Source organism: Clostridium merdae (assembly GCF_900176635.1).
In the GTDB taxonomy this organism is placed as follows: Bacteria; Bacillota; Clostridia; order Oscillospirales; family Acutalibacteraceae; genus Faecalispora; species Faecalispora merdae.
The window spans coordinates 819336-845383 of record NZ_FXLN01000004.1 but is presented as its reverse complement, the minus strand read 5'-3'; the positions used below and the strand labels follow the sequence as shown (position 1 = coordinate 845383).

Below are 26048 nucleotides of genomic sequence, written 5' to 3'. Positions count from 1 at the left end.
GGGTGTTTTGAGGGTCAGGACTCATTTCTCAAGATTTTAACTTAACGAGGGATTGGTGGTACTATGGCGGAAATATTGTCGCAGCAGCAAATCGACGAGTTGCTGGGCAGTTTGCAAAGTGGAAATGTCGATTTTAAAGATGTGGAAACCCAATCAAGCGGCCCTAAAGTAAAAGAATATGACTTTATGTCGCCCAAAAAGTTCTCTCGTGAGCAGTTAAAGTTATTGGATAATATTTTCGATAACTTTGCGAGAATGCTCAGTTTGCAGCTTGCCAGTATGCTTCGCATTTCGTGCCAAATGGAAGTTCTGCAGGTAGAAGAAGAGGACTATAAAGAATTTAATAACGCATTGAATGACTCCGTATTGGTTGCGATGATTGGTATGCATAACACCGACCATCGCATAGACGGAAAGCAAATTTTATTAGAAATGGCTCGCCCTATCTCCTTTTCGGTAATAGACCGAATGCTGGGAGGGAGCGGCACTGGCTACAACATTGAACGGGACTATACCGATATAGAGCTTGCATTGGTAGAATACCTGTTTAAACAGATGCTTTCACTCCTAAAAAACTCTTGGTCCAATTATATTGAAATTGAGCACACACTGGATATGATTGAAACGAACTCCCGTCTCATCCAGTCCATTCAGCCAGATGAATCTGTGGCCATTGTGGTAATCGAGATGACGCTGGATGATAATTTAAAGGGAAATATGAATATATGCTTGCCCGCCGCTTCGCTGGAAGAGATTTTTAAAGTCTTCAATTCCAAATATGTGAAAATTCCGCGGAAAGACGACCCTGAGGTGGAGCAGGAACGCAAAGAGATCATCATGAAAGGCCTGAAAGCATCGCCGCTATATGTTTCGGCAGTGCTTGGAAAAACGCAAATAACTCTGAAGGACTTTTTAGGCCTTCAGGTTGGGGATGTGATCACCCTAAATACACCGCTGGAGGAAAACCAAATCACGGTCTGTGTAGAAGACCTCCCCTGGTTTACTGGGGTTGTTGGTACCAAAAAGAAAAAATATGCGGTTAAAATCGATCAAATTTTATAATTTCTAAACGGAAAGGTGATTTCTATGGAGCCTAACGGGTCAAACCACGAGGAACTGATGTCGCCAATGGAAGTCGACAGCATTGGCGAAATCATGAATATCAGCCTGGGATCGTCTGCAACCACAGTTTCTACTCTGCTTGATCAGCGAGTAAACATTACGACTCCCCGGGTAAACATTGTTACAGCACAGGAGTTCGAGTTTAAAGGCTTAGAGCCTGCTGTAGCGGTCGAAATTAATTACGTTAGCGGTCTGGACGGCAAGAACGTAATGGTTCTGAAAGAATCGGACGTTCGAATTATTGTTGGCCTGCTGCTGCAAACAGAATACTCTGAGGAAGATTTCGTTTTAGATGAAATGAGCCTCGGTGCAATCTGCGAAGTAATGAATCAAATGATGGGTGCTTCGTCCACTGCACTCTCGCAGCTTTTGAATCGCCCAATTAACATATCTCCGCCAGATTCTTTTAAAATAGACAATGCAGAGCAGTTTAAGAAAAAGTATTTTAATGATGATGAGCCAATTGTTACCATTCATTTCAATTTAATGATTGGGGAATTGACAAGTAGTGAATTCATTAGTATTATGAGCCTTGACCTTGCGAAGGATTTAATTTCCAGCTTCGGGTTTGGCAGCTCTTCGCTGCAAGATGCTTCTTCTCAACCTGCTGAGGAGCCACAGCCGGCAGCGGCTGAGCCCGCACCTGCACCACTTGTTCCGCCACCGGCACCTGTTCAGGCACCTCCACAGCAGGCTTTTACACCTCCGCCTGCCTATTACCCTGAGCAACCGGCCTATGCACAGCCTGCCTATGGTGCACCGCCAATGCAGCAGTCTGCAGTGATACGGGGTGGTAATACCCGCCAGGTTGAAAACCCGGTGTATGAGGTACGAAGCGCATCTTACCAAAATTTTGATGAACAAGAAACCGTACTGACTAATGATCAGTCGAACAACCTAAACATGATTCTTTCTGTTCCGCTTGAGGTTACAGTTGAAATAGGCAGCACAAAAAGAAAAATCAAAGAGATTCTTGATTTTACTACCGGAACAATTTTGGAGCTGGACAAACAAGCCGGTTCTCAGGTAGATATTTTTGTAAACGGCCAAAGAATTGCTAAGGGCGATGTTGTTGTTGTTGACGATTACTACGGTGTTCGTATTACCGAAATATCAAGTAATGTTGATATTATCAATGCTTTAAAATAGAAATAAAGGATTTTACTTATAGGAGGAACTATCATGGGTAAGAAAATTATGCTGGTAGATGACGCTGCTTTTATGAGGATGATGATTAAAGACACCCTGCAAAAGAACGGCTATACCGAAATTGTTGAGGCTGGTAACGGCGAGCAGGCGATTGCTACATATACCGCTGAAAAGCCAGATTTGGTACTGATGGATATTACCATGCCGGTAATGGATGGCTTAGAGGCGCTTCGCCAGATTCGTGAAATGGATAGTGGCGCGAAAGTAGTAATGTGCTCGGCTATGGGCCAGGAGACCATGGTAGTGGATGCTCTTAAGCTCGGCGCAAAGGATTTTATTGTAAAACCTTTTAAGCCAGACCGAATTATGAAGACAGTAAACAGTATTTTAGGCTGATAAAACCAAAGGGGGAGAGCGCATGGGTGACGACTTTTTCTCTTTGCTGTTCTCTCTGTTTGGCATAGCACTTATTTTGTTTGGCTGCTATGCTTTCAGCAAGTATGCCGCAAAGAAAATCAATACATTTTCAAACTCGCAAAATATAAAAATACTTGAGAAAGTCCCTTTGTCTCAAGACAAAGGGCTGGCATTGGCACAAATTTGTGGCAAGTATTACTTAATTGGTTTTTCCAACCAAAGTATTGAAATTTTGCAGGAACTTTCGGACAGTGAGCTGCAGTTGGAAGAACCGGGCAGCTCAGCAGCTAGCTTTGTACAGTTATTTCAGCAAGCTAGGAAAAACGGATGGAGCGTGAAATCGTTTGAGGAATTCAGGGGAATTACCGATGCCGATAGAAAAGGCAAAGGCAAAGGCAAAGACAGGGAAGACTAAAGGCCGAAAAAGAGTTTTGGTAACGGCGCTGTTTTCACTGGTGCTTATGGCTATTCTCCCGGTTCAGGCGTCCGCGGCCTCCACCGGCATCCAAGTGAACGGCAATGGTGTAGATACGCTCGAATTGCTGCAGATGTTCTTAATTCTAGCTCTCGCGCCGTCTATTCTTATTATGACTACATGCTTTACACGCCTTATCATCGTATTTTCTTTTTTACGAAACGCACTGGGGCTGCAGCAAACGCCGCCGAACCAAGTGCTGATAGGGATGGCGTTGTTTTTGTCTTTGTTTATTATGACGCCGGTACTTACACAAATTGATAAGGAAGCCTACCAGCCGTACAAGCAGGAAAAAATTACGCAAGAGCAGTTCGTGCAAAAAGCGTCGGTTCCTATGAAGGAATTTATGCTTAAGCAGACGAAAAAGGATGACTTAAATCTGTTTTTGGATTTATCTAAAACTGAGATTAAGAACTCACAAGAGGCTCCGCTTACGGTAGTAATCCCAGCTTTTATGACCAGTGAGCTTCGCCGTGCCTTTTTAATTGGTTTTCTAATTTTTATCCCGTTTTTAATTATAGACATTGTTGTCTCAAGCACGTTAATGTCTATGGGTATGATTATGCTGCCGCCGGCTATTATTTCAATGCCGTTCAAACTGCTGTTGTTTGTACTGGTAGATGGCTGGGGTCTCCTCTTTAAGACTTTGGTTACCAGCTTTAACATGTAGCGTACGCATCACAGATTCGGAAAGGTATTTATTTCATGTCAACATCTGAGATTATCGGGGTATTTCAAGCGGCGATACTTGCCACCATGAAGCTTGCAATGCCAATTCTGATTTCGAGTGTGCTAATTGGCCTTGTTATAGCGGTGTTACAGGCAGCAACACAGATTCATGAGCAAACACTCTCGTTTGTTCCAAAGCTTTTCATCATCGCAGTCGTGTTGATTCTGCTGGGGCCGTGGATGATGGAGGTCATGAGAGATTTTGTTTCTTACATTTTCAGCTTAATTGCGAATCTTAGTTAAAAGGAGCATGAGGGTTTGGAATGTTAGATCTGCTTACACTCAATTATAACGTAACTCTTTTGCTCCTTATTTTTATGCGTATGACGGGTTGTATCGTGTTCAGCCCCATTTTTGGGCGAACCAATATTCCTATTATCATACGTGTTGGCCTAACACTAATGCTTTCTCTATTTTCGTATCAGCTTGTGCCGGTACGAACCGTGGTTCTTCCTAACATACTTATCTTTTTTGTCACCATGATACGAGAGCTGTTTTTAGGCTTTCTAATCGGATTTATCATACAGCTCTTTGTGGCTGTTATTTTAATCAGCGGTGAGAATATGGACATGCAGATCGGTATCTCCATGTCAAAAATATACGACCCACAGAGCAATGTGTCTATGCCAATTACCGGTTCGTTCATTAACGCAATGTTTTTTCTTCTCTTTTTTACCACTGGAGCTCACCGTACTTTAATCCAGGTTTTTGTGCAGCTCTGCGTTATTGTTCCTTATGGGGAGCTTGCCATTCAATCGCAGGTTTTCTCTCATCTCGTGATGCTGTTTCGCTTAATCTTAATATACGCGGTAAAATTATCGCTGCCGGTTATGGCATCACAGCTTATTACGGAATTTGCGGTTGGTTTGGTGATGAAGGCCGTACCAAAACTGAATATTTTTATGATCAATATTCAGATTAAGGTTATTTTGGGTTTAGGAATTCTTTTGTTAATGGCAGGGCCTTTGGCGTCCTTCCTCGAAAGACTGATTAACCTGATGTTTGATCAGATTGATGGGCTTTACCGTATGCTAACCTAGCTAGGCTGGTTGCCCTCTGATGTCAGTAATCGGTGTGTAAGGGGGGATGACAATGCCGGATAGCAGTAAAACCGAAAAAGCTACCCCGAAAAAACGGCAGGATGAACGAAAAAAGGGTAACATTTTTCAAAGTACCGACATTGTCAGTGCGATTAGTTTGCTGTCTATTTTTCTCATATTGCGTATGAGCTTGCCAAACGCGTATGAGTTTATGCAGCAATTTATAACTCGCTATTTTTCGTATACCTCTTCTATGGATTCATTATCGCAGGCTAGTGTAATCGATATTGCCAAAGACTGTATAGGAGCCATTTTAACTCTCGCAGGTCCAGTAATGCTTACCTCCATTACAGCGGCAATCATTGGTACGGCTCTTCAAACAAAATTAAAATTTTCAAAAGAAAAAATCAAATTTAAATTTTCTAACATAAGCCCGCTTCAGGGAATGAAGCGTATTTTTTCGATCCGCTCCATTGTGGAGTTAATTAAATCAGTCGTGAAAATATCCATTATGATTTATTTATTGTATACTTCACTACTGAGCATCTCACATGATTTTACCAAAATGATGTATGCGGACGTATACCAAGGCGTACTGTTCATTCTTGAAAATATCATGAGTATTGTTTTAAAGCTTTGTGCCGCTTTTATCGTAATTTCTGCACTGGATTACCTGTACCAGTGGTGGGAGTACGAGCGGAACATTCGTATGTCGAAGCAAGACCTGAAAGAAGAATATAAGCAAATGGAGGGCGACCCGCACGTAAAGGGTCAGCAGCGAGAGCGCCGCAGGAAAATGTCAATGCAGCGCATGATGCAGCAGGTACCCACAGCAGATGTGATTGTAAGGAACCCTACGCATTTTGCCGTTGCCCTTCGTTATGATATAGAAAATGATGCCGCCCCAATCGTAGTGGCAAAGGGGCAAGATTATTCAGCGCTGCGAATCATTGCAATTGCTGAAAAGCACAACATTCCTATGACAGAGAATAAACCCTTGGCGCAGGCGCTGTACCGCGAGGTAGAGGTGAACCGGCCCATCCCAGCGGAATATTATGTTGTTCTGGCAGAAATTATGGCTTGGGTATATTCCATGAAAAGAGGTTCAGCAGATATTGAAGGTTCTAAATAACGCGATGACAATCTTTGTTATCATTATTATCGCTTTTATCATCATACCTCTTCCTACGTTCCTTTTGGACATGATGTTCGTTCTAAACATCACCTTATCTATTATCATTTTATTGATGACCATGTACGTGAAAAATTCACTGCAATTTTCGATTTTTCCGTCCATGCTTTTAATTACTACCTTGTTTCGGTTATCACTGAACATTTCCTCCACGCGGTTAATCCTTACACATGCCGGTCATGCCGGCCAGGTTATTTCAACGTTTGGCACCTTTGTTTTGGCAGGTAATATCGTTGTTGGCTTTATTATCTTCCTAATTATCGTTTTGGTGAACTTTCTTGTTATTACTAAGGGTGCGGAGCGCGTTTCTGAAGTATCCGCTCGTTTCAAATTGGATGCAATGCCCGGTAAGCAAATGGCAATTGATGCCGATTTAAGCTCCGGTCTCATCTCGGAGGAAGTAGCACTCACTCGTCGAAGTGACATTCAGCGAGAAGCTGAGTTCTATGGCGCTATGGACGGTGCCACTAAGTTTGTTAAGGGAGATGCGATTGCATCTATCGTTATAACACTCATTAACTTTTTAGGTGGTACTGTGATTGGTATGGTACAGGGCGGGCAGGATTTTAGCACTGTTCTTACCACCTATACCATTGCAACCGTTGGTGAGGGTCTTGTTTCTCAATTACCAGCCCTCTTAATTTCAACTGCAACTGGTATGATTGTCACACGTGCGGCATCCGATTCGAGCCTGAGTATGGATGTTACCCGCCAGCTTTCCGCACAGCCCACCGTACTTTTAATTGCAGGTGTAGCAATTTCTTGCTTATGCTTGGTTCCTGGTATGCCGCTATTTCAAATTTTATTCATTGCAGGTACCATGATTGGCCTTGGACTTGTATTACGCAAACATGCAATGGAAACTGAGCAAGAGCAACAGCTTGCAGTAGAGGGTGTTGGTGCCGCTGCTATGGGCGGTGCAGAAGTAGAAGACGAAACAGCGTACTACAAAAATATAGATAATATCTATGGCTTGTTGCAAATTGATTTAATTGAGATGGAGTTTGGTTATAGCATTATCCCACTTGTAGATGAAGGTAGTGGTAGCAGCTTTATTGACCGCCTGGTTACTTTCCGTAAGCAGTTTGCCGTTGATATGGGTATGGTAATTCCCGCGGTGCGCCTGAGAGATAATGGAATACTCAATCCCAACCAATATGTTATTAAAATCAAGGGCGAGGTAGTGAGTGAGGGAGAGGTCTTAATTGACTATTACCTTGCGCTAGACCCCGGCAATTTGACCGGCACTATTGATGGTATTGAAACAATTGAGCCGGCATACGGAATCCCCAGTAAGTGGATTACACCAGAAAAAAAGGAATTGGCAGAGATTTACGGCTATACGGTTATCGACCCATTGTCTGTTGTAGTTACCCATTTGTCTGAAACAATTCGAAAGCATGCGTACGAGGTGCTTACTCGTCAGGATGTGATTCAGCTTTTGGAGTCTGCCAAAAAGGCCGACCCGGCTTTGGTGGACGATGTGGTTCCAAATCTGGTCTCTTTCAGCCGATTGCAAAAGGTGCTGTGTGCCCTGCTCAAAGAGGGCGTTCCGATTCGCGATATGGAGACGATACTCAGCACGCTTTCCGATTATGCCGCTACGGTACGCGAGACAGAGATTCTTACGGAATATGTTCGCCAGGCTTTAAAGCGTACCATTACTCGAAAATGGTCAGACGGCGGTCAAATCCGCGTTATCACGCTGGACAGCGAGGTGGAGCGTATTATTGCAAACTCCATCAATCGCAACGACCAAGGATCATTTTTGTCGATGGATCCGCAAACCACCCAAACGATTATTACAAAGCTTCTTGACAGCATAAAGAAAGTAAAGGCTGTTATTAATGTGCCTATTATACTTACTTCACCGGTGGTACGTATTTACTTTAGTAAATTGCTGGAGCAATTTTACCCCGGTGCAATCGTGCTATCCTTTAGTGAACTAAATTCGGATGTTCAAATTCAAGCTGTGGCAAACATTACTCTGGAACCGTAAATGGGTTTTTTATTCGAACAAACTGCACAGGGAGGTGAAAACGCTGGATGGAACGTGTTGTTAGTAAAGAAAGAACCATCGAATCCCTTTGGGAGGAATACCTTGAATACAAAGAGGAAGATGTACGCAATTCGCTCGTCATTCATTATGCTTATATTGTAAAGTGTATTGCTCTTAAAACAGTTGGAGCCTACCAGCATTTCACTTATATGGATGATTTGGTCAATGAAGGGTTAATTGCCCTGCTTGACGCGGTCGAAAAATTTGACCCGGAAAAAAGGGTCAAATTCGAAACCTACGCATCCATTAAGGTTCGCGGTGCTATGATTGACTACATACGAAAGCAAGACTGTTTCCCCCGCCGTTTAAAACGGATTGCAAAGAACATTAGCGATGCGGAAAATACGCTGAGCTACGAGTTAGGCCGTTACCCCTTGGAACAGGAAATGGCGGAATATCTTAGCGTTTCAGTAGAAGAATTCCAAAAGATGCAAGCCGAAACCTGTGCACTTACCATGCTCTCCTTTGAAGAAATGATTTACGAGAAGGGCGTAGAAGATATTCGCTTTAGCGGTTCGGCAGATACCATCCAGGGTCCCGAACAGGTAGTGGCAGAAAAAGAATTGCAGGTTGTTCTCGCAGATTATATTGAGAAATTAAATGAGAAAGAAAAAATGGTTATTTCTCTTTATTACAAAGAGCAAATGAAAATCAAAGAAATATCTGCGGTAATGGGTATTAGTGATTCACGTGTATCACAAATCCATTCCAATGGGTTAAAGAAGCTCAAACGATTCTTAAAGGAATATAATTCGTAAAGGAGAGATTCCCATGGTTAGAGGGTTTTACATGCTCGGTTCCGGAATGCTGACACAAACCAGAAAGCTAACGGCAACCAGTAATAACTTGGCAAACGTAGAAACGGCCGGATATAAAAGAAATGTTGTTACAGCGACGAACTTTGGCAACATCATGGTACACCGCCTGAATAATCAGACGAATGCACCAATTGGTGAAATGAGCATGATCACTCTTGCTGACAAAACAAGCGTGATTCATTCACAGGGCAACTTAAAAGAGACTGGCCGAACCATGGATTTTGCCATTGAGGGCGAGGGCTTCTTTGCGGTACAAGGACAAAATGGCCTGGTATATACGCGCAACGGCAGCTTTAATCTGGATGAGCAGGGCTATTTAGTCAGTAGTGACCTTGGTGGCCGTGTTCTAGGAGCAAACGGCGGCCCCATTCGTGTGGGGACCGACCAATTTCAGGCAGATGCTCAAGGGAATATCACCGTTGACAACACCGCAGTTGGCAAGCTGGCTGTGTTTGGCTTTGCTGATTATAATACGCTGAAGCCGGCGGGAAGAAATGCTTATACTGCGGCAGGCGGTGCCCAGCAGATTCAGAATCCGCAGATGAAATGGAAGAACATTGAGGGCTCTAATATTGATGCGGCTCAAGAGATGACGGATGCCATTGCCATTCAAAGGGGTCTTCAAACCTGCTCACAAGCGCTGAAAATGTACGATCAAGTATTATCTCGCTCTGTAACAGAGATTGGGAAAATATAACGCATTCTTTCATAGAAAGCACAATAAGAAAGCGGCATACAGTTGTTTATAAACTAAAATTGGTGCTTTCGTGTTACAACTATAAAGGGGAGGGTTACCATGATTCATTCATTTTACACAGCAGCCACTGGTACCATTCAGGTGCAGAAGGGGATGGATGTAACGTCGAACAACATTGCAAACATTTCTACCACTGGCTTTCAGGCTCAACGAGGAGCCTTTGCAGACTTAGTATACACAGGAATACATTCGGCAGAGGGAACAGACGCAGAGCTTGTTACTGGCCATGGCACAAAGCTGGCGAAAACGGATACGCTATTTTCTTCCAGTGCTCTGAACAACACCGCTCGCCCACTGGATTATGCCCTCCCGCAGGCCAACCAATTTTTCGCTATTCGCAATGGTGATACGGTTCGGTATACCCGCAACGGCAATTTTCATCTCTCCGTGCAAGGGGAGACCGATTATCTCGTTGCATCGGATGGTGGCTATGTATTAGGCGCAAATGGACAGCCAATTCAGGTGAAAAATGAAAAAGACCCCGCCGAAGTAGGTGTATTTACCTTTGCAAACTGTGACGGCCTGTTAAGAGAAGCGGGAACTTATTTTGTAGAAACACCGCTTTCCGGCAGAGCAAGCACGGTACAAAATCCGGAAGTGCAGCAGGGCTATTTGGAAAACTCTTCTGTTAGCCTGCCGGATGAAATGGCATCCATATTAGAAACACAGCGTGCTTTCCAATTTAACTCTAAAATAGTGCAAATCTCTGACGAAATTATGCAGACTGTAAATGGTCTGAGGTAATTTATATTGTCTGAAAAGGGTGATGATTATGTTTCCCAAGGGTTTGGCAAAGTTTTGGAACAAGAAAGAACGAAACCAAGACACGAATTCATCTTTAGACGGAGTAATCGAGCAGGAATCGAATCCGCCTGAAGAAGCAAAACCAATAGTCGAGCAGGGCAATACGGAGTTGTCCTTCGAAATGGAACAAGTTATCGAACCACAGCAAATGGCTGGTTTAGAGCAAGCTGTTGAACCAGAGAGGCAAGTGCTGACTTTGGAAAAACAGCAACAAGAGACTTCGCAAACGGAATCGCTGGAGGACTTACTCCCGCCTGTTCCACCAATCCTTGACTTTAAGGTTTCTTCCAACAATATGCGGGCAGTGATGGAAATTACTTTAAATGCACCCGGCCAAAGCGTTACACCGGATGAGATTTTGAACCTCATAAAAGCAAACAAGATTACATATGGGATTCTTGAGGATGAAATTCGCGACTTTTGTGCACAGGCAGATTTTTCACAACAGTTGGTTTGTGCGGTGGGCAAACAAGCCATAGACGAAAATGATGGTCGTATTGAGTACCACTTTGATACAGATAAGGCACTTCGCCCCATTCAGCGGAAAGATGGCTCTCTCGACTACCGTGAGCTTGGCCTTGTAAAGAGTACCTCCAAAGGGGATACTCTTTGTACTTTGTTGCCTCCCAGACCAGGTAGTGACGGTATGGATATTTTCGGTAAGGTAGTGCCATGCCGAAAGGGTGTCGTACCGAATTTGCCCGTAGGTGTCAATACCGTCATTTCGGAAGATGGGCTTATCTTATCTTCTACGGTGGATGGCAGTATTGAGATTTTACCCAACGCCATTAATGTCAATGAAATCTTCATTGTAAAAGGGGATGTAGGGCGAGAATCTGGGAATGTGAGCGCCAAGTGTTCTGTGTTAATTCAGGGTGACGTTCGCAGTGGCTATTCGGTTAGCGCAGGTGGAGACATCACAGTGCGTGGAATTGTAGAGCATGCACACCTAGAAGCCGGTGGTAATATCGTTATTTCCCAAGGAATGAATGGTGGGGGAAGAGGTAGCCTCAAAGCTGGCGGTAATATTTCTGGTAAGTTCTTTGAAAACGCGATTCTTGATGCAAAGCACGATATTTATGCCAGTATTATTATGAGCAGTTTAGTCCATGCGGGTGATTCTTTAATATTAAACAAAGACTTAGCTACGCTGGCGGGCGGCGAATGCAATGTTGGGTATGGCATTTATGCGAAAAATATCGGTAATACCTCTGGCAGCGTTACACGTTTACGCATTGAGTCCCGCGAGTTAACTTCTCTATTAACTGAGACATCTAAGAAACTAAAAAACCCGGAAGTACTGCTGGAAGAGCTGGAAAAAGCCCGGCAAGAGCTGCAAGCCTTTGAGGATAATTATGTACGCCTGCACCAGCAGTTTGTTCAGCAGCACCCCGCAGATGATGGCACTGGATTTGAACAGGTTCGTTTAGCAGCAGAAAAAAAGAGAGTCATCTTTTCCAAAAAGATTGAGGAGCTTCAGGTACAGTATGAGCAATCGCAAGAATCTTTAAAATCCTTTTTGAGTTATTGTGTCATTGCAAAAGGAATGGTTTACCCCGGGGTGAAAATGGAGATAGGCGGCTATACCTACAATGTAATTAAAGAAACTAGCTGCGCCAAGTTTCACTTATCTTATGGCAAGGTTGAGTGGCGGCCTGCTACACCAACCGACACGCCAGACTCGGTAAAGCGTTAATGAATGATTTGGGTTCTATATTTGGAACAGTAGCATTCCAAAGCGGAATAAGGAGTTGAAGTTATGTTGAGTATTGATGAATTAAATGATATACACCTAGACGTATTAAGAGAAATCGGAAACATTGGTGCAGGAAATGCGGCGACCTCCCTTTCTCAAATGCTGAATGCAGAAGTGAATATGTCTGTGCCTAAGGTTCGCATTCTGGATATTAGCGATGCTGCCACCGCACTTGGCGGTCCAGAAAATCCGGTAATTGGAATCTTGGCAAAGATTTCAGGCGATATAGAAGGCCTAATGATGTTTATCGTGGGACAATCCTTTGCGGGCGCTGTGCTAGAAGCCCTGCTGGGGGAAAAGCAAGTGAGCTATGCTGCTTTAACTGAGATGCAGCTTTCTGCTATTTCTGAAATTGGCAATATTATGATTTCAGCTTACCTCGGTTCGATCAGCACGTTGTCTCAAATGGTCATTAAGTCATCTGTTCCCGCAATTGCAGTCGATATGGCAGGTGCCCTATTAAGTGTTCCTGCAATTGAAATGCGTACGGTTTCAGATAAGATTATTTTCATTCAAGAGGATTTTCTTAGCTCTGCGAATGACATTACTTCAAATATGATGCTGATTCCAAGTATGGACTCACTGGATAGATTAATGCAGAAATTAGGGATCCAATTATGAGCAATATGATAACCATCGGCATATCTGACATGAAAGTTGTAAAGGGCGGTGAGCAGCTTGTTACCTACGCGTTAGGTTCCTGTGTTGGAATTTGCCTGTATGATCCGATTCGTAAGGTTGGCGGTTTGGGTCATATTATGCTACCGAAGTACCCTGCGGCAAACCCGAAAGAAAACAAATTCCGTTTTGCAGATACCTGTATTATGGAAATGCTACGAGAGATGGAGAAGCTGGGCGCACACCGCGCCCAGCTTACCGCCAAAATTGCTGGTGGAGCGAAAATGTTTGAGGTTTCGGGGGATTCCGCCTTTGGTAATATAGGCCAACGCAATGTAATGGCAGTACGCGCCATGCTGGCTTATGAGAAAATACCGATTAAAGCGCAAGATACCGGCCTTAATTACGGCAGAACTCTCTACTTTACGACGGATGACGGTGTAATGACAATTAAATCCTTTGCGAATGGTGTAAAGGTCTATTAATATGAAGAAAAAAGCTTTCTATAAAATCCTGTAATCCGGGTTTTAAAGAAAGCTTTTTTTAATATAAAGATTTATTAGAGTTTTGTGCATCTTAGCTATCACAAAATGTACCTTAGACTCAAGTGATTGCATTTCTAAATGTATAATATTATAATTCACTGAGAAGGGGGAGAGGGGGAGAAAATGTGTGAAATTAATTATTCATGAAAATTCAGATATTACAGAAACGGAGATTACAATTGATTGCAAAGAAATTGACGAACGTCTTCAAAAATTAGTAAGGCAAATAAAACAATACACCTATCTTTTTCCAGTTAGAACAGAATGCGGCCAATCATTGCTCTCTGCGGAAGATGTATATTATATTGATTCCGTTGACAGTAATACTTTTATATATACAGAAAAAGAGGTATATAGCAGTCAAGAGACACTGTCCGAATTGGAAAACAAGCTAATAGATTCTACCTTTGTAAGAATTAGCAAAAGCTGCATTTTAAATACTGCCTTTTTAAAATCAGTACAGCCTCTATGGAATAGCAGACTTGAGGCATTTCTCATGAATGAAGAAAAATTGATTATTTCTCGTCACTACGTCAAAAATATTCGGGAAAAAATCAACGGCTAGAAACGAGGCTATAAATGAAAAATAAATGGAGCATATTTTTTTTTAGAGCGGTTCTCTCATATACCTTGTCGGTGGTTTTACTGTCTATCACTTTATTATTTATAAAAATAGATTCTATTCAATGCACTTTTTTATTGCAATTACTATTCTTCGTTTTAAGCATAGAAGGAGTAGATTATTTAATCAGCGGAGTAGAATTTCGGTATAGAATTGTATATCTCTCTATGGAATTTATGCTGATGTACTTATGTTTTCTTATGTTTTCCTACTTCGGGAAATGGTTTGTATTTGAAAGGTCTAATATCATTTTATTTTCTGGTGAATTTTTTATTATATTTCTAATATTACATCTATATGAGTACTTTCGTAGTCAAATGGAAGCAAACGATATTAATCAAAACCTAGAAAGAAGAAAGAAAAAGGGGAGGTAGTTTGAGTTGAACTTTTTTGGCAGTACGTTTTTTCCGGAACACTTAATTCAAAATGTGTTTCAAATATTGTTTTGCATGATTGGGCTTACTGAATTTATCATTTTGATTGGTACGGTGTGGAACGGCTCTAAGTCGGCAGAGAAAAAGGAAAAGCAAGACAAGGGTTCCCTGGCTGTAATTATGATTGGATATTGGTTAGCAATCGCTTTGAATCCGATGTGCGTTCAATTTTTTCATCAAACGTTGCCTCTTACCTGGTTTTGGGTTGGGGCAGGACTCATCTTACTGGGTGTATTCATTAGAGTAAGCTCCGTATGGACATTGAGAAAATACTTTTCTTTTAATGTTCAGGTTGGTTCAAGTCAAAAAATTATTAGGAATGGGCCTTATCAATATGTACGTCACCCAGCTTATACCGGCAGCATTCTTACTTTGCTCGGTGTAGCATTCTGCTTTCGCAGTCTTTGGGGGCTGATTGCAACTGTAATTATTGTGGTTTTAATATATGGTTACCGGATTGGGATTGAAGAAAAATTGATGGAAAAAAACTTTGGGCAAGCGTATCAAGATTATGAAAAATCAACGAAAAGATTGATTCCATTTGTATGGTGATAAAGTGTTCAAATTTTTATTCATGCGAGAGAATAAGAAAAAAGAGGAAACGGTAAAATACCGTTTCCTCTTTTTATGTCTTGTCGAATCAGTCGCTGCTGAAAGGCAGCAAAGCGATATGACGGGAGCGTTTAATAGCAACCGTCAGCTCACGCTGATGATGTGCGCAAGTGCCTGTAACTCTGCGGGGCAGAATCTTCGCACGCTCAGAAATAAAGCGGCGCAGCTTCGCAACATCCTTATAATCGATATTATCGATTCTCTCTACACAAAAGCTGCAAACCTTTTTGCGTCCTTTGCGTCCGCCGCGGCGATTATCGCGCTCGGGGCGATCGTTTCTATCAGCCATGCCAAAAGCCTCCTTTTCTCAATTCAAAAAATAAAGTAAATGCGAGAAAATTAGAACGGCAGATCATCGTCTGTCGGTATTTCCTCAAAATCACCTGTGTTACCGCTGGTGTAAGCGGGAGCAGAGGGCATCGGTGCATCGGTACGGCTAAAAGAGCTGTACCCGGTACCACCGGTTGGTCCGCCTTCGCGTTTGGATTCCGCAAAATGTACGTTATCCGCCACGATTTCAAAAGCCTTACGCTTGTTTCCGTCCTTGTCCTGATAGCTGCGAGTTTGAATCGAGCCCTGAACTGCAATTAACTGTCCTTTGCGGAAGTACTTGCATACAAACTCCGCAGTGGAACGCCATGCGACGATATCGATAAAATCCGCCTGACGCTCAGCGCCGGACTTAACATAAGACCGATCCACCGCAATCGTAAAGCTGGTGACGGCAATGTCACTAGTAGTGTGACGAAGCTCAGGGTCAGCAACCAGCCTGCCCATTAATACAGTCACATTGAGCATATCGATCACTCTCTTTCAGCAGTTTCAGTTTTCTGGACTTCAACAGCCTTTTTCGGCTTCTCTTTCTTTACTTCTTTTTTGACAATGAGAGAACGAAGAACTCCGTCAGTAATCTTGTAGATACGATCCAGCTCTGCGATGAAATCGGGAGCGCTGGTGAAGCTAACCAGGGTGTAGTAACCCTCAGTCTGCTTTTCGATGGGATACGCAAAACGGCGTTTGCCCCACTCGTCTACAGCATCAATCACTGCATTCTTCTCGATCAGAGTCTTAAACTTCTGAACGTTTGTCTGAACTGCCTCTTCACCCTGTGCGGTAGACAGAATGAATACGGTTTCGTAAGCATTTTTTACATCTGGCATTTTAATTGCACCTCCTTCTGGACTTTGGCCCCAGTAGAACTGGAGCAAGGAATATGAAAAGCACTACCCATAGGGTAGGCCTAACAGACTGATTATATCAGCTTGATTCAGGCGAGTCAAGCTGTTTTTTCCATTCGATAAGAAAATACTGGTTAAATTTAGCTAACTCTATGCTCAATCATCCCAAAGATGGTCATTACAGCGTGCTCGCAATCTCTTTTAAATAATCGCGGAAGCTTTCTGCCAGCTCTGGGTGTTTTAATGCTACCTCAACCGTGGCCTGAAGAATGCCGAGCTTATTACCCATATCGTACCGCTTGCCGGTAAATTCCACTGCGGTCATGCCTTGCGTTTGTGCTAGAACCTTCATAGCATCGGTAAGCTGAATTTCGCCGCCGCTGCCGGGAGGAGTCTGATCGAGAATATCAAATATTTCGGGAGGGAGAACACACCTACCCAAAATGGAATAGTTCGAAAACACTTTGTCGGGGGATGGCTTTTCAATCATGTCGGTACATTGGAAGAGGCGGTCGCGCAACGGTTCTACCTTTAAAGAGCTATAACGACCAATTACCTCGGGAGAAACTTCGTTCACTCCCAACACACCTTTGCCAAAATCTTCATAAGCACGAATCAGCTGACCACACGCCGGGTCTTCGCCAATAATAACATCGTCACCGTACAAAACGGCAAACGGTTCATTCCCAATAAAAGAACGGGCGCAGTTTACGGCGTGCCCAAGTCCGCGGGTTTCTTTTTGGCGCACAAAATAAATGTTGGCTAAACGAGAAATGTCAATAATACTCTTTAAGGTAGGCTCTTTTTCGGAACCACCTTTCATCAAGTGTGCTTCTAACTCCGGCGCACGGTCGAAATGGTCTTCAATTAAGCCTTTGCCACGGTTTGTGATAATTAAAATGTCGGTAATGCCAGAACGAACGGCTTCTTCCACAATATATTGGATGGCCGGTTTGTCTACAATAGGGAGCATTTCCTTTGGCATGGACTTAGAGACTGGAAGAACACGTGTGCCGAGCCCCGCAGCGGGGATAACAGCTTTCGTAATTTTCACAGAATTCCCTCCTAGAGGTTATATTTATAAAAAGAAACTGGGAAGATAAATAATAATGGAATAGCAAATCAATAGGCATAAAGCCAGCGAAACATTTACACCGCCTTTTTCTTGCAGTGCTTTGTCGTATTCTTCAGTAGTAGGATACTCCACTTTTAAACGACGTATACTCTCTACACTATGCTGGTAATACAAACGGTTGCCAGCAAAACCGCAGTATATCATAATTATGCCCTGAATTGCTAATGTGAGTAAAGGCGTGAATAGCAAAAAGATACTGCCGGGGTCAAGTTGGTAAACAAGCTGTGTTACCTTCATAAGTTCTTCATAAGATGGGTATACACTGGTACTTACTCCTGCCTGCTCGTACAAACGGGTTAATAGGGGAGAGGAGTAGTTGAGTGAAATAAAGGTGCTGGTCACATATAGGGCAGCCATCCATGCCGTAATAATGGAACCCAAATGGTACATTTTACGGTATAACAGCCAGCCACCGGAAAACAAAAATGCAGAAAAACTAAAATGATTACGGTTTGTCCTTTTTTTATGGAAGAATACTGTTAAAAAGTAAGAAGAGTTGTTCTGTACAAACTTCGCAATTTCTCCTGCCGTAATATCTTCTTCCATGGGTTCATCGGCTCGAATGGTAACGGGAGAAAAGGGATTGGGTGCACTCTGGTATGGTGAATCGCCTTGCGGCTGCTCAAATGGTGAGGTTGGGGATGCCGGGCTCCCGGGGTTTTGGTAACCTGTGCTTTGGTACGGGTTCTGGTAGCCGGGTATATTGTTATGCTGCGGTTTTTGTACCGGCTGTGCTTCGTTGCCTGGCTTTAAAGAAGACCCACAGCGGCTGCAAAACAGGGAATCCGGTGGGTTGTTTCTACCGCAGGCAGAGCAAACGATATCTGCTTCATCGTGCGCGTGGGTGCTCTCCGAAGGAGGAGCCCAATATGTTCCGTTGTTGTGTGTATCTGAAAACAGGCATTTGCCCTCTTTTTCATAACAGTGCCTATGGTAAGGCGCTCCGCAATCCGGGCAGACAACAATATCGTCATCCTGCTGAAATGGGATGCCGCAACTCGGGCATTTGATGCCAGTATACTTCATGCTGAAAAGCCTCCTGTAATAAAACGCCGCTAGCCTAGCCACAGCGAGTGGACTTTTAAAAATCCTTAATACAATTATTGTACCTAATTCTACTGAAAACTGCAATCATTTCTTGCATAAGTTTTCATTACGTTCACACACTGAGTAGGGAGACAAACATGGTTTTTCTTTACATTTCTCTAATAATATCTTATAATATTTTATTATTGTGCAAAAACAAAAACTTTGATTTGACAAGAGTTGAGATGAAAAAAGTATTCCAATAAAAATCTAAAATTTATCTTAATTCGCTTTACTACAAAACGAAGTATTTGTTTGAAATTTGTTTATAACTATGAATTATAGAATTAAAAGGATGGTACGGATGCTGCAATTTGAAGAACTAAAGCTGGCTCTGGAAAAGTTCAGGCCGGAGATAATTGATCTGGCAGATGCGCTTGGGCTGCAGAGCATGAAAGAAGAAATATCGCAGCTGGATGAACGAGCCGCAATGCCCGGCTTTTGGGATGATATGGAGCGTTCGCAGAAAATTCTTCAGCGTTCCAGTATGCTCAAAAATAAAATAAACACTTATGAAAAGCTTTGTTCTTCTTTGGAAGATGCTCTGGCTTTGGTGGAGCTGGCAAATGAGGAAGAGGATCTTTCTTTGCTGCCCGAAGCACAAGAGGAATACGACAAAATTCAAACGAATTTAGAAGCAATTCGCCTTACCACGCTCTTAAAGGGAGAATACGACGCCAAAAATGCAATTTTAACGTTCCATGCGGGCGCGGGCGGAACAGAAGCGCAGGATTGGGCTTCTATGCTGTACCGCATGTACTGCCGTTGGTCTGAGCGCCACGGCTTTCAGGTGAAAACACTGGATTATCTGGACGGAGAAGAGGCCGGACTGAAAAGCGCCTCTATTTTAATTGAAGGTATTAATGCGTATGGCTTTTTGAAGAGTGAAGCAGGTGTACACCGTTTGGTTCGTGTTTCTCCGTTCGATTCCTCTGGTCGCCGCCACACTTCGTTTGCTTCGCTCGAGGTTATGCCCGAAATAGACAGCGACACCTCTGTTGAGATTAGCCCAGATGATATTGAAATGCAGGTTTACCGTGCCAGCGGCGCAGGCGGCCAGAAGGTTAACAAAACCTCTTCGGCGGTTCGCTTAACACATAAGCCTACCGGCATTGTAGTTTCCTGCCAGGTAGAGCGCAGCCAGTTCCAAAACCGAGATGTTGCTATGAAAATGCTGGTTTCTAAATTGGTAGAAATCAAAGAGCGCGAGCATTTGGAGAAGATTGAAGACATTAAGGGTGACCAAAAAGAAATAGCCTGGGGCAGCCAAATTCGTTCTTATGTATTTATGCCCTATACCTTGGCAAAAGATCACCGTACAGGCTTTGAAATGGGTAATATTTCAGCTGTTATGGACGGCGATTTGGATGGTTTTATCAACGCATATCTCAAGGCGCAGAATTTGGGCACATTGGGAGAAAACATCGAGTAAACAGGGGGCTATGTCTTGTCTTTTGTGAAATCTAAGATGAATTCCCTAAGAAAGAATCGGTTTTTAAAGAACGTAGCGGTTCTTACCGGCGGCACGGCAGTGGCGCAGGTACTGCTGCCGTTCCTTTTTATGCCGATTTTAGGCCGAATTTATGGGCCAGATGTACGGGGAGTTTATGGAGTTTATGTTGTAATTACAAATATTACACAGCAGATCGCCTGCTTTCGTTATGATTATGCCATTGTTGTGGCTGATAATGACAAAGAAGCAGGCGGTGCCTTTGTTCTCAGTGCTTCATTTGCAGTAATGTTTTCTCTTGCACTGAGTTTGTTCATGTGGCCGTTTCTTCCACCGCTTGCCCGTTGTTTTAACTTAACAGGGGATGCGGCAAAAACACTATGGATGATTCCGCTCACTACTTTAATTTGCGGTTTAACGACCGCATTAAATTACTTTAATGTTCGGTATGAAAAGTATAAAGTAATTTCTGCCTCCAATATTATTCGTGTATCCGTTATGCTGGCTACTCAGATTGTGCTAGGGTACTTGGGTGCAAGCTATTGGGGCATGATTGTTGGTCAATTTTTATCTTACTTCTTTGGTAACTTCCGTATGATGATGACTCTTAAGGGTAGAATTCATCGCTCCATGTTCAGTTTGAGCTTTTTAAAGCGTATCGCGCGTAAAAATGCGTCATTCCCCAAATACATGCTACCAAGTGCCGTTGTAAACAGCTTGTCGCAAAGCATGATGGGAATTTTTATCCCCATGCAGTATGGACAAACAATGAATGGCTATTACAGCCAGATTAATACATTGTTGGGTCAGCCACTGATACTGGTTTCGAATGCAGTATCACAAGTATTTCTGCGCGGTGCTTCTACGGATAGGCACGATGGGAAAAAACTCAGCAAAACGTTTACTACAGTCACGAAGTGGCTGGCGATTTTATCAATATTTCCATTTGGATTCTTACTCTTGTTTGGCGACCCGGTTATTCCGTGGTTCTTGGGGCCGAAGTGGGGGCCGGTGCCAGATTACCTGAAATATTTAATTCCGCTGTTTATGGTACGCTTTATCGTCAATCCGGTAACCAATAGCGCCATCGCTTTAGGGCGCCAGAAGGCGGTAATGGTATGGCAGTTCTTCCTGCTCTTTACCGTTGCAGTACCGTCACTGCTTACCTTTGTAATCCCCATGTCGTTTGAGCAGTATTTGATGGCGGCATCTCTGCCCATGGCGGGAGCTTATTATATTTTTTATCGTTTCTGCCGAACAATCGTTAAAAACGCAAAATAGTGATATCGAGAGGTAACTGAAATGCAACAAAAACAGAGTAAGCTGCGCTTAAGAGAGCGCATGAAACACATGTCTGAGTATATGAAAAGCAACAAGCCTTTCTCATATACGCTGGCTTTGTTGCTGGTTTCCTTATTTTTTCTGGGAATCAACACGTATCAAAATGTATATAACGTACTCATGAACGATGATGTTATTAATGAGGACGCCATTAAAATCGAATTCCATGATAAGAACTTGGAGCGCGAGGTTCGCAATTTGCTCGAGCGTCCCAAGGACGATGTGTATGATGTGGATGTTGAGAAAATCAGCATTCTTACCATTCAAAATGTTCCCGTTAAGGATATTGAGGATTTACAATATTTTAAGGGATTATCAAAGCTTTCAATCACATCTGCAAAAATTACAGATGTAAGCGCGCTGCAAGACCTCCAGAATTTAAAGGAGCTTGATCTCTCTAACAATCAAATTGCAGACATCACCCCAATCGGGAAGCTTCAAACACTGCAACGGCTGTCGCTGTCTGGTAACTATATTCGTAACATGTCTCCTCTTTATACATTAAAAAACTTAACGGAGCTAAACCTTTCCGGTAACTCCATTATCGGTGTTACGACAGACATCACAAAGCTTACGAATTTAAAAAGCCTGAATTTATCACGCAATCGAATTGCAGACAACAGTGTTTTCTCCGGGATGTCACAGCTGAATATTCTAAATTTAACGTCCAATCGAATTTCAGTAGCGAAACCCATTACCGGAATGAGCGAGTTGTATGAGTATTCTCTGGAGGGCAACTCACTGGCTGCAATTGGAGATTTGGGTGATTTGCCTGTGTTAGAGAAGCTCAGTGTCGCCTCCAACTGTTTAACAGAAATTAACTTTGCTTCGAAATACCCCTGGCTTTTGGACCTGTCTATCAGCCTCAATAACATCTCTTCTTTGGAGCCGCTGAAAAACAATACCGAGCTTCAGGTTTTGAGGATGCAGTATACCGATGTTAAGGATGTTTCGATACTCGAAAAGCTGCCGAATTTTAACTCCATCTTTTTGGAGCCTGAATTCGACCGCTCTAAGGTTCGTTTTTTGGAAGGGCGCTTCCGCAATGGCGATTTAATTACGAAGCAATATCTACTCAACAAAAAATATGGCTTTAAGGAGACCAACGAATGATCTGGAAAGAACTGATCGTTGTCCTTGGCCTTGTTATTTCAGTGATTCTATTTCATAAGGCATCGGCAACGCTGAATGTTGGAAAAATAAATCTCATTTCTTATATCATGTACCTGTTTTTACTGCAAACGTATATTGGTGCAGCTATGGTCTATTTAGGGGACCGCAACCATTATACAATGAAGTATATTACAGTGAGCGATAGCTACGACCTGATGTTTTACAGCGTTTTGCTGTCAGCAATTTTATTTCCGCTCACCATCATTTTGCTGTACCGCTGTTTTCATATTGATATTCAGCAACGTTACAAAAGCTATTTAAAGAAAACGGTGGAAGTAAAGCACGAACGGTTGGCATTCTACGCCTTATCCGTCATCGGTTTTATCTGCTGTGCACTGCTTTTGCTTTACATTATTAAAATTGGGTATTTCCCATTATTGCGCTTGGTGCGTGCGCCCGCCGGTTTTGAGTTCGGTGTGGAACGCCAGCGTATTTCACAAATTGTCATCATTAACAGCTATGTGAAAAATCTTTTATTAGGGCTGTTTTTACCACTGCTTTCTTACATTGCGTTTGCCTATGCAGTGGTTCTCAAGAAGTTTTGGTGGTGGGCTCTTACCGCTGTTTTGGTTGGTTCTTCTATCGTTTCTGCGACCATCAACTTTGAAAAATCGCCGGTGCTGTTCTATCTGTTTGTACTGCTTTTGATTCTTATGTACGAGCGTGGCGGAATCTCCCGCAAAACGGTATTTGGTTTTGGCGCTGTGATGGCACTGTTTATTGTGTTCATTTATGGGCGCATGGGTTACAGCTTTACTTCTGGAGACAGCAACTTTTATAATGGTCCAATTGGACGTACAATCTTTACACAGGTTGGTACGTTAACCATGCACTTTGACCTGTTCCCGACTATTTTTCCCTTTTTGGGCGGCAGAAGTTTTTCACCAACAGCAATGCAGCTATTGGGTATTGAGGGTGGTCATGTACGCTCTGCCAAGCTGGTTATGGATTTTTATGGCTCCGAAAAGGTCTACGATGGTACGGGCGGTGTAATGAATGCGTTTTACATTGGGGAAGCCTATGCTAACTTTGGTTTTTGGGGCATGGTTCTCTCCATTGTTTATATGGGTGTATTACTGGGCGTTCTATTTTATGTGTTCACCCGCCTTCGTAAATCACCGTATCAATTAGCATTAACTGCTATGCTCACCAGCCGTTTGGCACTTACCACTCAGGGTGGCTTTGTCGATTTCATTTATAACTTTCAGGTTTATGTACTGCTGTTTTTGCTTATAGGGGGTCATTTTGCTCCTTATGTGTGGGAACGCTTATTGCCCCGTATGCCCGCAGGTGTGGTTAAGCTCATTGATAAATTGGATGGGAATGAAAAGAAAGCGGCGGTAAAATCATGAAGATTTTATACCTAACTTATATTGATTTTGGGGATTTTCAATCCGGTTCATCCGTTCGCCCGCAAATGATGTATGAGGCATTTCTTTCACTTGGCTGCGAAGTAAAGCTGTTACAGGCGCAGCAAAACCAGCGCGAGCATCGTCGCCATGCGGTAGAAGAAATCAACCAGTGGCTCGATCACAACCGCCCGGATTTCTGTTACGTTGAAAGCCCTTCCGGCCCTATATTTCACGGTTTTGACCGAAAGCTGATTCGGCGTGTGCACCAAATGGGAATACCGGTAGGTTATTTTTACCGCGATGCTGCATTTCGTTTTGATGAAGTGTTCATTTCCGGTAAAAAGAGCCTAAAGCAGCATGTAATTGCATGGATATCGGAATGGGATGTTCGCTTCTTAAAAAAGAATACTAATCTCATTTATTTACCCACCGAAAGTATGGCAGTATATTTTGATTTTCCCCGAGTAGCATTTTTGCCACCCGCCTGCATGGGTAGCCGTAGCAATAAGCTGGAAAAGCCGCAGGGAATGCGCAGTATTTATGTGGGTGGAGTTTCGAAACGTTATGGAACCGATACACTGCTTAAGGCATTTGATATACTCAATGGGGAGGGGGAAACCTTCCCGTTAACCTTAGTTTGCCGTCCACAGGGAGCTGCTTATCTGGGAGCGTATCTCGATAAGCCTTGGCTTAATATGGTACATGCCTCCGGTGCAAAGGAATTGGCACCATTGTATGAACAGGCAGATTTGGCGCTGTATCCCATTGAAAAGAATGCTTACAATGATTTTGCGTTTTCTGTAAAACTAATGGAGTATTTGGAATATGGTTTGCCCATGGTTGCGGTAAACTGTACCGAAACAGAAAAATTTGTTCAAAAATACGATTTGGGTCTCGTTTGTGAGAATGACCCTTCGGATTTTGCGGTGAAAGTATCTGAAATACTAAACAATACCGAGTTGTATGCTCGTTGTGCTCAAAATGCCGCGCAAGCCGTGCATGGGAACCTATGGGTAGACCGTGCCAAAACGGTGATAGCAGATTTGGGCGGCGGTCAGGGGGAGAAGCAGGCATGAAAATAGCATTTGTTTCAGCAGCAAGCTCTAGTCACACCGTAAAGTGGGTAAATGCCCTTTGCAAAAAGGGGCATAAGGTGCGCCTTTATTCACTGCCGGAGCATGAGAATCGCCAGAAAAACTTGAACCCTGAGGTTGAGGTTGTGTATTTAGGTAAGAGCGGTTTTGCGGGGTATTTTCTAAATGGCAGTGAGCTTCGCCGTGATTTAGCGGATTTTGCTCCTGATATTATTAATGCACATTATGCCAGTGGCTATGGTACGCTTGCCCGTATGGCCAAGGTGCACCCCTTGGTGCTCTCTGTTTGGGGGAGTGATGTGTATGAGTTCCCACTGAAAAGCCCTCTGCATAAGCTATTGGTTGCAGGAAATCTGAAAGCGGCGGATATTGTGGCTTCTACTAGCGAAGTGATGGCAGAGCAGGTACGCCGCGTATTTGGAGAGAAACGGAAAATTTGGATTACTCCTTTTGGAGTGGATTGTTCCTTATTTTCGCCGCAGCCGCAGGAGCATGACGGCTTTTGTGTTGGTGCTGTAAAAGCGCTGGAAGACGTATACGGTATGGATGATTTAATTCGTGCATTTGCACTGTTCGTTCAAAAGGCACCGGAGGGTTCTTATACGCTCAATATTTATGGCAAAGGTAGCCGTGAGAGTGAGCTTCAGCGCCTGATTGATTCCCTTGGTATTGCACAGTGTGCCAATTTGTGTGGGGTAATCCCCAATACCAAAGTGCCGCTGGCACTTAGCGAAATGGATGTTGTCTGTTTGCCAAGTCGTTCCGAAAGCTTTGGTGTTTCAGCAGTTGAAGCGATGGCCTGTTGTGTACCCGTCATCGCCAGTAATGTAGACGGATTTATTGAGACGGTAGAGGATGGCGTTACAGGCTATTTGGCACCCGTGGGGGATGTAGAGGCTCTTGCAGAGCATTTGCTTACCCTGCGCCAAGATGCAGAGCTGCGCCGTAACATGGGTACCTCTGGAAGAGAACGAGTTCTACGTCTGTTTGACTTCAAAAAGAATGTGGAGCAAATGGAGCAGGTATACAGAGTTGCCATAGATGAACATAAAGCATTTTGATTCTTTCGATTAACATAAAAAGCCGGTAT

General features: G+C 43.2%; 28 protein-coding genes. 23 read left to right on the top strand and 5 right to left on the bottom strand.

The genetic code is table 11. The features are described from left to right. The first annotated feature begins 63 nt into the window (after positions 1-63). The 17 genes from fliM to CAN90_RS09515 all read left to right on the top strand — a co-directional run bounded on the left by fliM (position 64) and on the right by CAN90_RS09515 (position 15089). Positions 64-1062, top strand: coding sequence for a flagellar motor switch protein FliM (fliM, locus tag CAN90_RS09600; RefSeq protein WP_085833610.1), 999 nt, complete (start codon positions 64-66; stop codon positions 1060-1062). Between the two features lie 24 nt (positions 1063-1086). Further along, positions 1087-2271, top strand: a complete 1185-nt coding sequence (gene fliY, locus CAN90_RS09595) for a flagellar motor switch phosphatase FliY (protein WP_085833609.1) — start codon at positions 1087-1089, stop codon at positions 2269-2271. A 33-nt stretch (positions 2272-2304) separates the two neighbouring features. Continuing rightward, positions 2305-2667 (top strand): response regulator, encoded by a 363-nt coding sequence (locus CAN90_RS09590; protein ID WP_085833608.1) that lies wholly within the window; start codon positions 2305-2307, stop codon positions 2665-2667. A 22-nt stretch (positions 2668-2689) separates the two neighbouring features. Then, positions 2690-3103, top strand: a complete 414-nt coding sequence (locus CAN90_RS09585; RefSeq protein ID WP_085833607.1) for a FliO/MopB family protein — start codon at positions 2690-2692, stop codon at positions 3101-3103. Further along, complete coding sequence (gene fliP, locus CAN90_RS09580; RefSeq protein ID WP_085833606.1) at positions 3057-3833, top strand: flagellar type III secretion system pore protein FliP; 777 nt, start codon at positions 3057-3059, stop codon at positions 3831-3833. Before CAN90_RS09585 ends, fliP begins: the two co-directional genes overlap by 47 nt. Positions 3834-3868: 35 nt before the next feature. Beyond that, on the top strand, positions 3869-4135 hold the full coding sequence (fliQ, locus tag CAN90_RS09575; RefSeq protein ID WP_085833605.1) for a flagellar biosynthesis protein FliQ: 267 nt from the start codon (positions 3869-3871) through the stop codon (positions 4133-4135). A 20-nt stretch (positions 4136-4155) separates the two neighbouring features. Beyond that, positions 4156-4932: a flagellar biosynthetic protein FliR gene (locus CAN90_RS09570; protein WP_085833604.1), complete on the top strand. Its 777-nt coding sequence runs from the start codon at positions 4156-4158 to the stop codon at positions 4930-4932. Positions 4933-4984: 52 nt separating this feature from the next. Then, the gene (gene flhB / locus CAN90_RS09565; RefSeq protein ID WP_085833603.1) at positions 4985-6064 is read left to right on the top strand and encodes a flagellar biosynthesis protein FlhB; all 1080 of its coding nucleotides are present in this window, start codon (positions 4985-4987) and stop codon (positions 6062-6064) included. Then, positions 6048-8123, top strand: a complete 2076-nt coding sequence (flhA, locus tag CAN90_RS09560; RefSeq protein WP_085833602.1) for a flagellar biosynthesis protein FlhA — start codon at positions 6048-6050, stop codon at positions 8121-8123. Before flhB ends, flhA begins: the two co-directional genes overlap by 17 nt. 47 nt (positions 8124-8170) lie before the next feature. After that, a complete protein-coding gene (locus tag CAN90_RS09555) occupies positions 8171-8941 on the top strand; it encodes a sigma-70 family RNA polymerase sigma factor (RefSeq protein ID WP_085833601.1) in 771 nt (256 codons plus the stop codon). A 13-nt stretch (positions 8942-8954) separates the two neighbouring features. Continuing rightward, positions 8955-9698 carry a flagellar hook-basal body protein gene (locus CAN90_RS09550; protein WP_085833600.1) on the top strand — a complete coding sequence of 248 codons (744 nt, stop codon included), beginning with the start codon at positions 8955-8957 and terminating at the stop codon, positions 9696-9698. A 99-nt stretch (positions 9699-9797) separates the two neighbouring features. Further along, positions 9798-10502, top strand: a complete 705-nt coding sequence (locus CAN90_RS09545) for a flagellar hook-basal body protein (RefSeq protein ID WP_085833599.1) — start codon at positions 9798-9800, stop codon at positions 10500-10502. A 28-nt stretch (positions 10503-10530) separates the two neighbouring features. Beyond that, positions 10531-12258, top strand: coding sequence for a DUF342 domain-containing protein (locus CAN90_RS09540; protein WP_242953616.1), 1728 nt, complete (start codon positions 10531-10533; stop codon positions 12256-12258). 63 nt (positions 12259-12321) lie between these two features. Further along, entirely contained in the window at positions 12322-12939 is a 618-nt protein-coding gene (locus tag CAN90_RS09535; protein ID WP_085833597.1) for a chemotaxis protein CheC, read from the top strand. Beyond that, positions 12936-13421, top strand: a complete 486-nt coding sequence (locus tag CAN90_RS09530) for a chemotaxis protein CheD (RefSeq protein WP_085833596.1) — start codon at positions 12936-12938, stop codon at positions 13419-13421. The genes CAN90_RS09535 and CAN90_RS09530 overlap by 4 nt, the downstream gene beginning before the upstream one ends. Positions 13422-13608: 187 nt before the next feature. Beyond that, a complete protein-coding gene (locus CAN90_RS09525) occupies positions 13609-14046 on the top strand; it encodes a LytTR family DNA-binding domain-containing protein (RefSeq protein ID WP_085833595.1) in 438 nt (145 codons plus the stop codon). Positions 14047-14483: 437 nt separating this feature from the next. Next, the gene (locus tag CAN90_RS09515) at positions 14484-15089 is read left to right on the top strand and encodes a methyltransferase family protein (protein ID WP_085833593.1); all 606 of its coding nucleotides are present in this window, start codon (positions 14484-14486) and stop codon (positions 15087-15089) included. 88 nt (positions 15090-15177) lie between these two features. Here the strand turns inward: CAN90_RS09515 and rpsR are convergent, their stop codons facing one another. From rpsR to CAN90_RS09490, 5 genes are all read right to left on the bottom strand, one after another. Beyond that, positions 15178-15438 carry a 30S ribosomal protein S18 gene (gene rpsR / locus CAN90_RS09510; RefSeq protein ID WP_085833592.1) on the bottom strand — a complete coding sequence of 87 codons (261 nt, stop codon included), beginning with the start codon at positions 15436-15438 and terminating at the stop codon, positions 15178-15180. Positions 15439-15488: 50 nt separating this feature from the next. Further along, the gene (locus CAN90_RS09505; RefSeq protein WP_085833591.1) at positions 15489-15947 is read right to left on the bottom strand and encodes a single-stranded DNA-binding protein; all 459 of its coding nucleotides are present in this window, start codon (positions 15945-15947) and stop codon (positions 15489-15491) included. Positions 15948-15952: 5 nt separating this feature from the next. Next, positions 15953-16309, bottom strand: a complete 357-nt coding sequence (rpsF, locus tag CAN90_RS09500) for a 30S ribosomal protein S6 (protein WP_085833590.1) — start codon at positions 16307-16309, stop codon at positions 15953-15955. A 196-nt stretch (positions 16310-16505) separates the two neighbouring features. Then, positions 16506-17381 (bottom strand): UTP--glucose-1-phosphate uridylyltransferase, encoded by an 876-nt coding sequence (locus CAN90_RS09495; RefSeq protein WP_085833589.1) that lies wholly within the window; start codon positions 17379-17381, stop codon positions 16506-16508. Between the two features lie 24 nt (positions 17382-17405). Next, positions 17406-18488: an RING finger protein gene (locus CAN90_RS09490; protein WP_085833588.1), complete on the bottom strand. Its 1083-nt coding sequence runs from the start codon at positions 18486-18488 to the stop codon at positions 17406-17408. Positions 18489-18852: 364 nt separating this feature from the next. Here CAN90_RS09490 and prfB point away from each other — a divergent pair, with 364 nt between their 5' ends. Genes prfB through CAN90_RS09460 form a run of 6 tightly spaced genes read left to right on the top strand, consistent with a single transcriptional unit; the run spans position 18853 to position 26019 of the window. Next, entirely contained in the window at positions 18853-19980 is a 1128-nt protein-coding gene (prfB, locus tag CAN90_RS09485; protein WP_085833587.1) for a peptide chain release factor 2, read from the top strand. A gap of 24 nt (positions 19981-20004) precedes the next feature. After that, a complete protein-coding gene (locus CAN90_RS09480) occupies positions 20005-21279 on the top strand; it encodes a lipopolysaccharide biosynthesis protein (protein ID WP_242953666.1) in 1275 nt (424 codons plus the stop codon). Between the two features lie 21 nt (positions 21280-21300). Continuing rightward, positions 21301-22452, top strand: coding sequence for a leucine-rich repeat domain-containing protein (locus tag CAN90_RS09475; RefSeq protein ID WP_085833585.1), 1152 nt, complete (start codon positions 21301-21303; stop codon positions 22450-22452). Continuing rightward, positions 22449-23864 (top strand): oligosaccharide repeat unit polymerase, encoded by a 1416-nt coding sequence (locus CAN90_RS09470; RefSeq protein WP_085833584.1) that lies wholly within the window; start codon positions 22449-22451, stop codon positions 23862-23864. Before CAN90_RS09475 ends, CAN90_RS09470 begins: the two co-directional genes overlap by 4 nt. Then, positions 23861-24940 carry a glycosyltransferase gene (locus CAN90_RS09465; RefSeq protein WP_085833583.1) on the top strand — a complete coding sequence of 360 codons (1080 nt, stop codon included), beginning with the start codon at positions 23861-23863 and terminating at the stop codon, positions 24938-24940. The genes CAN90_RS09470 and CAN90_RS09465 overlap by 4 nt, the downstream gene beginning before the upstream one ends. Then, positions 24937-26019 carry a glycosyltransferase gene (locus CAN90_RS09460; RefSeq protein WP_085833582.1) on the top strand — a complete coding sequence of 361 codons (1083 nt, stop codon included), beginning with the start codon at positions 24937-24939 and terminating at the stop codon, positions 26017-26019. Before CAN90_RS09465 ends, CAN90_RS09460 begins: the two co-directional genes overlap by 4 nt. The last annotated feature ends 29 nt before the right edge of the window (positions 26020-26048 follow it).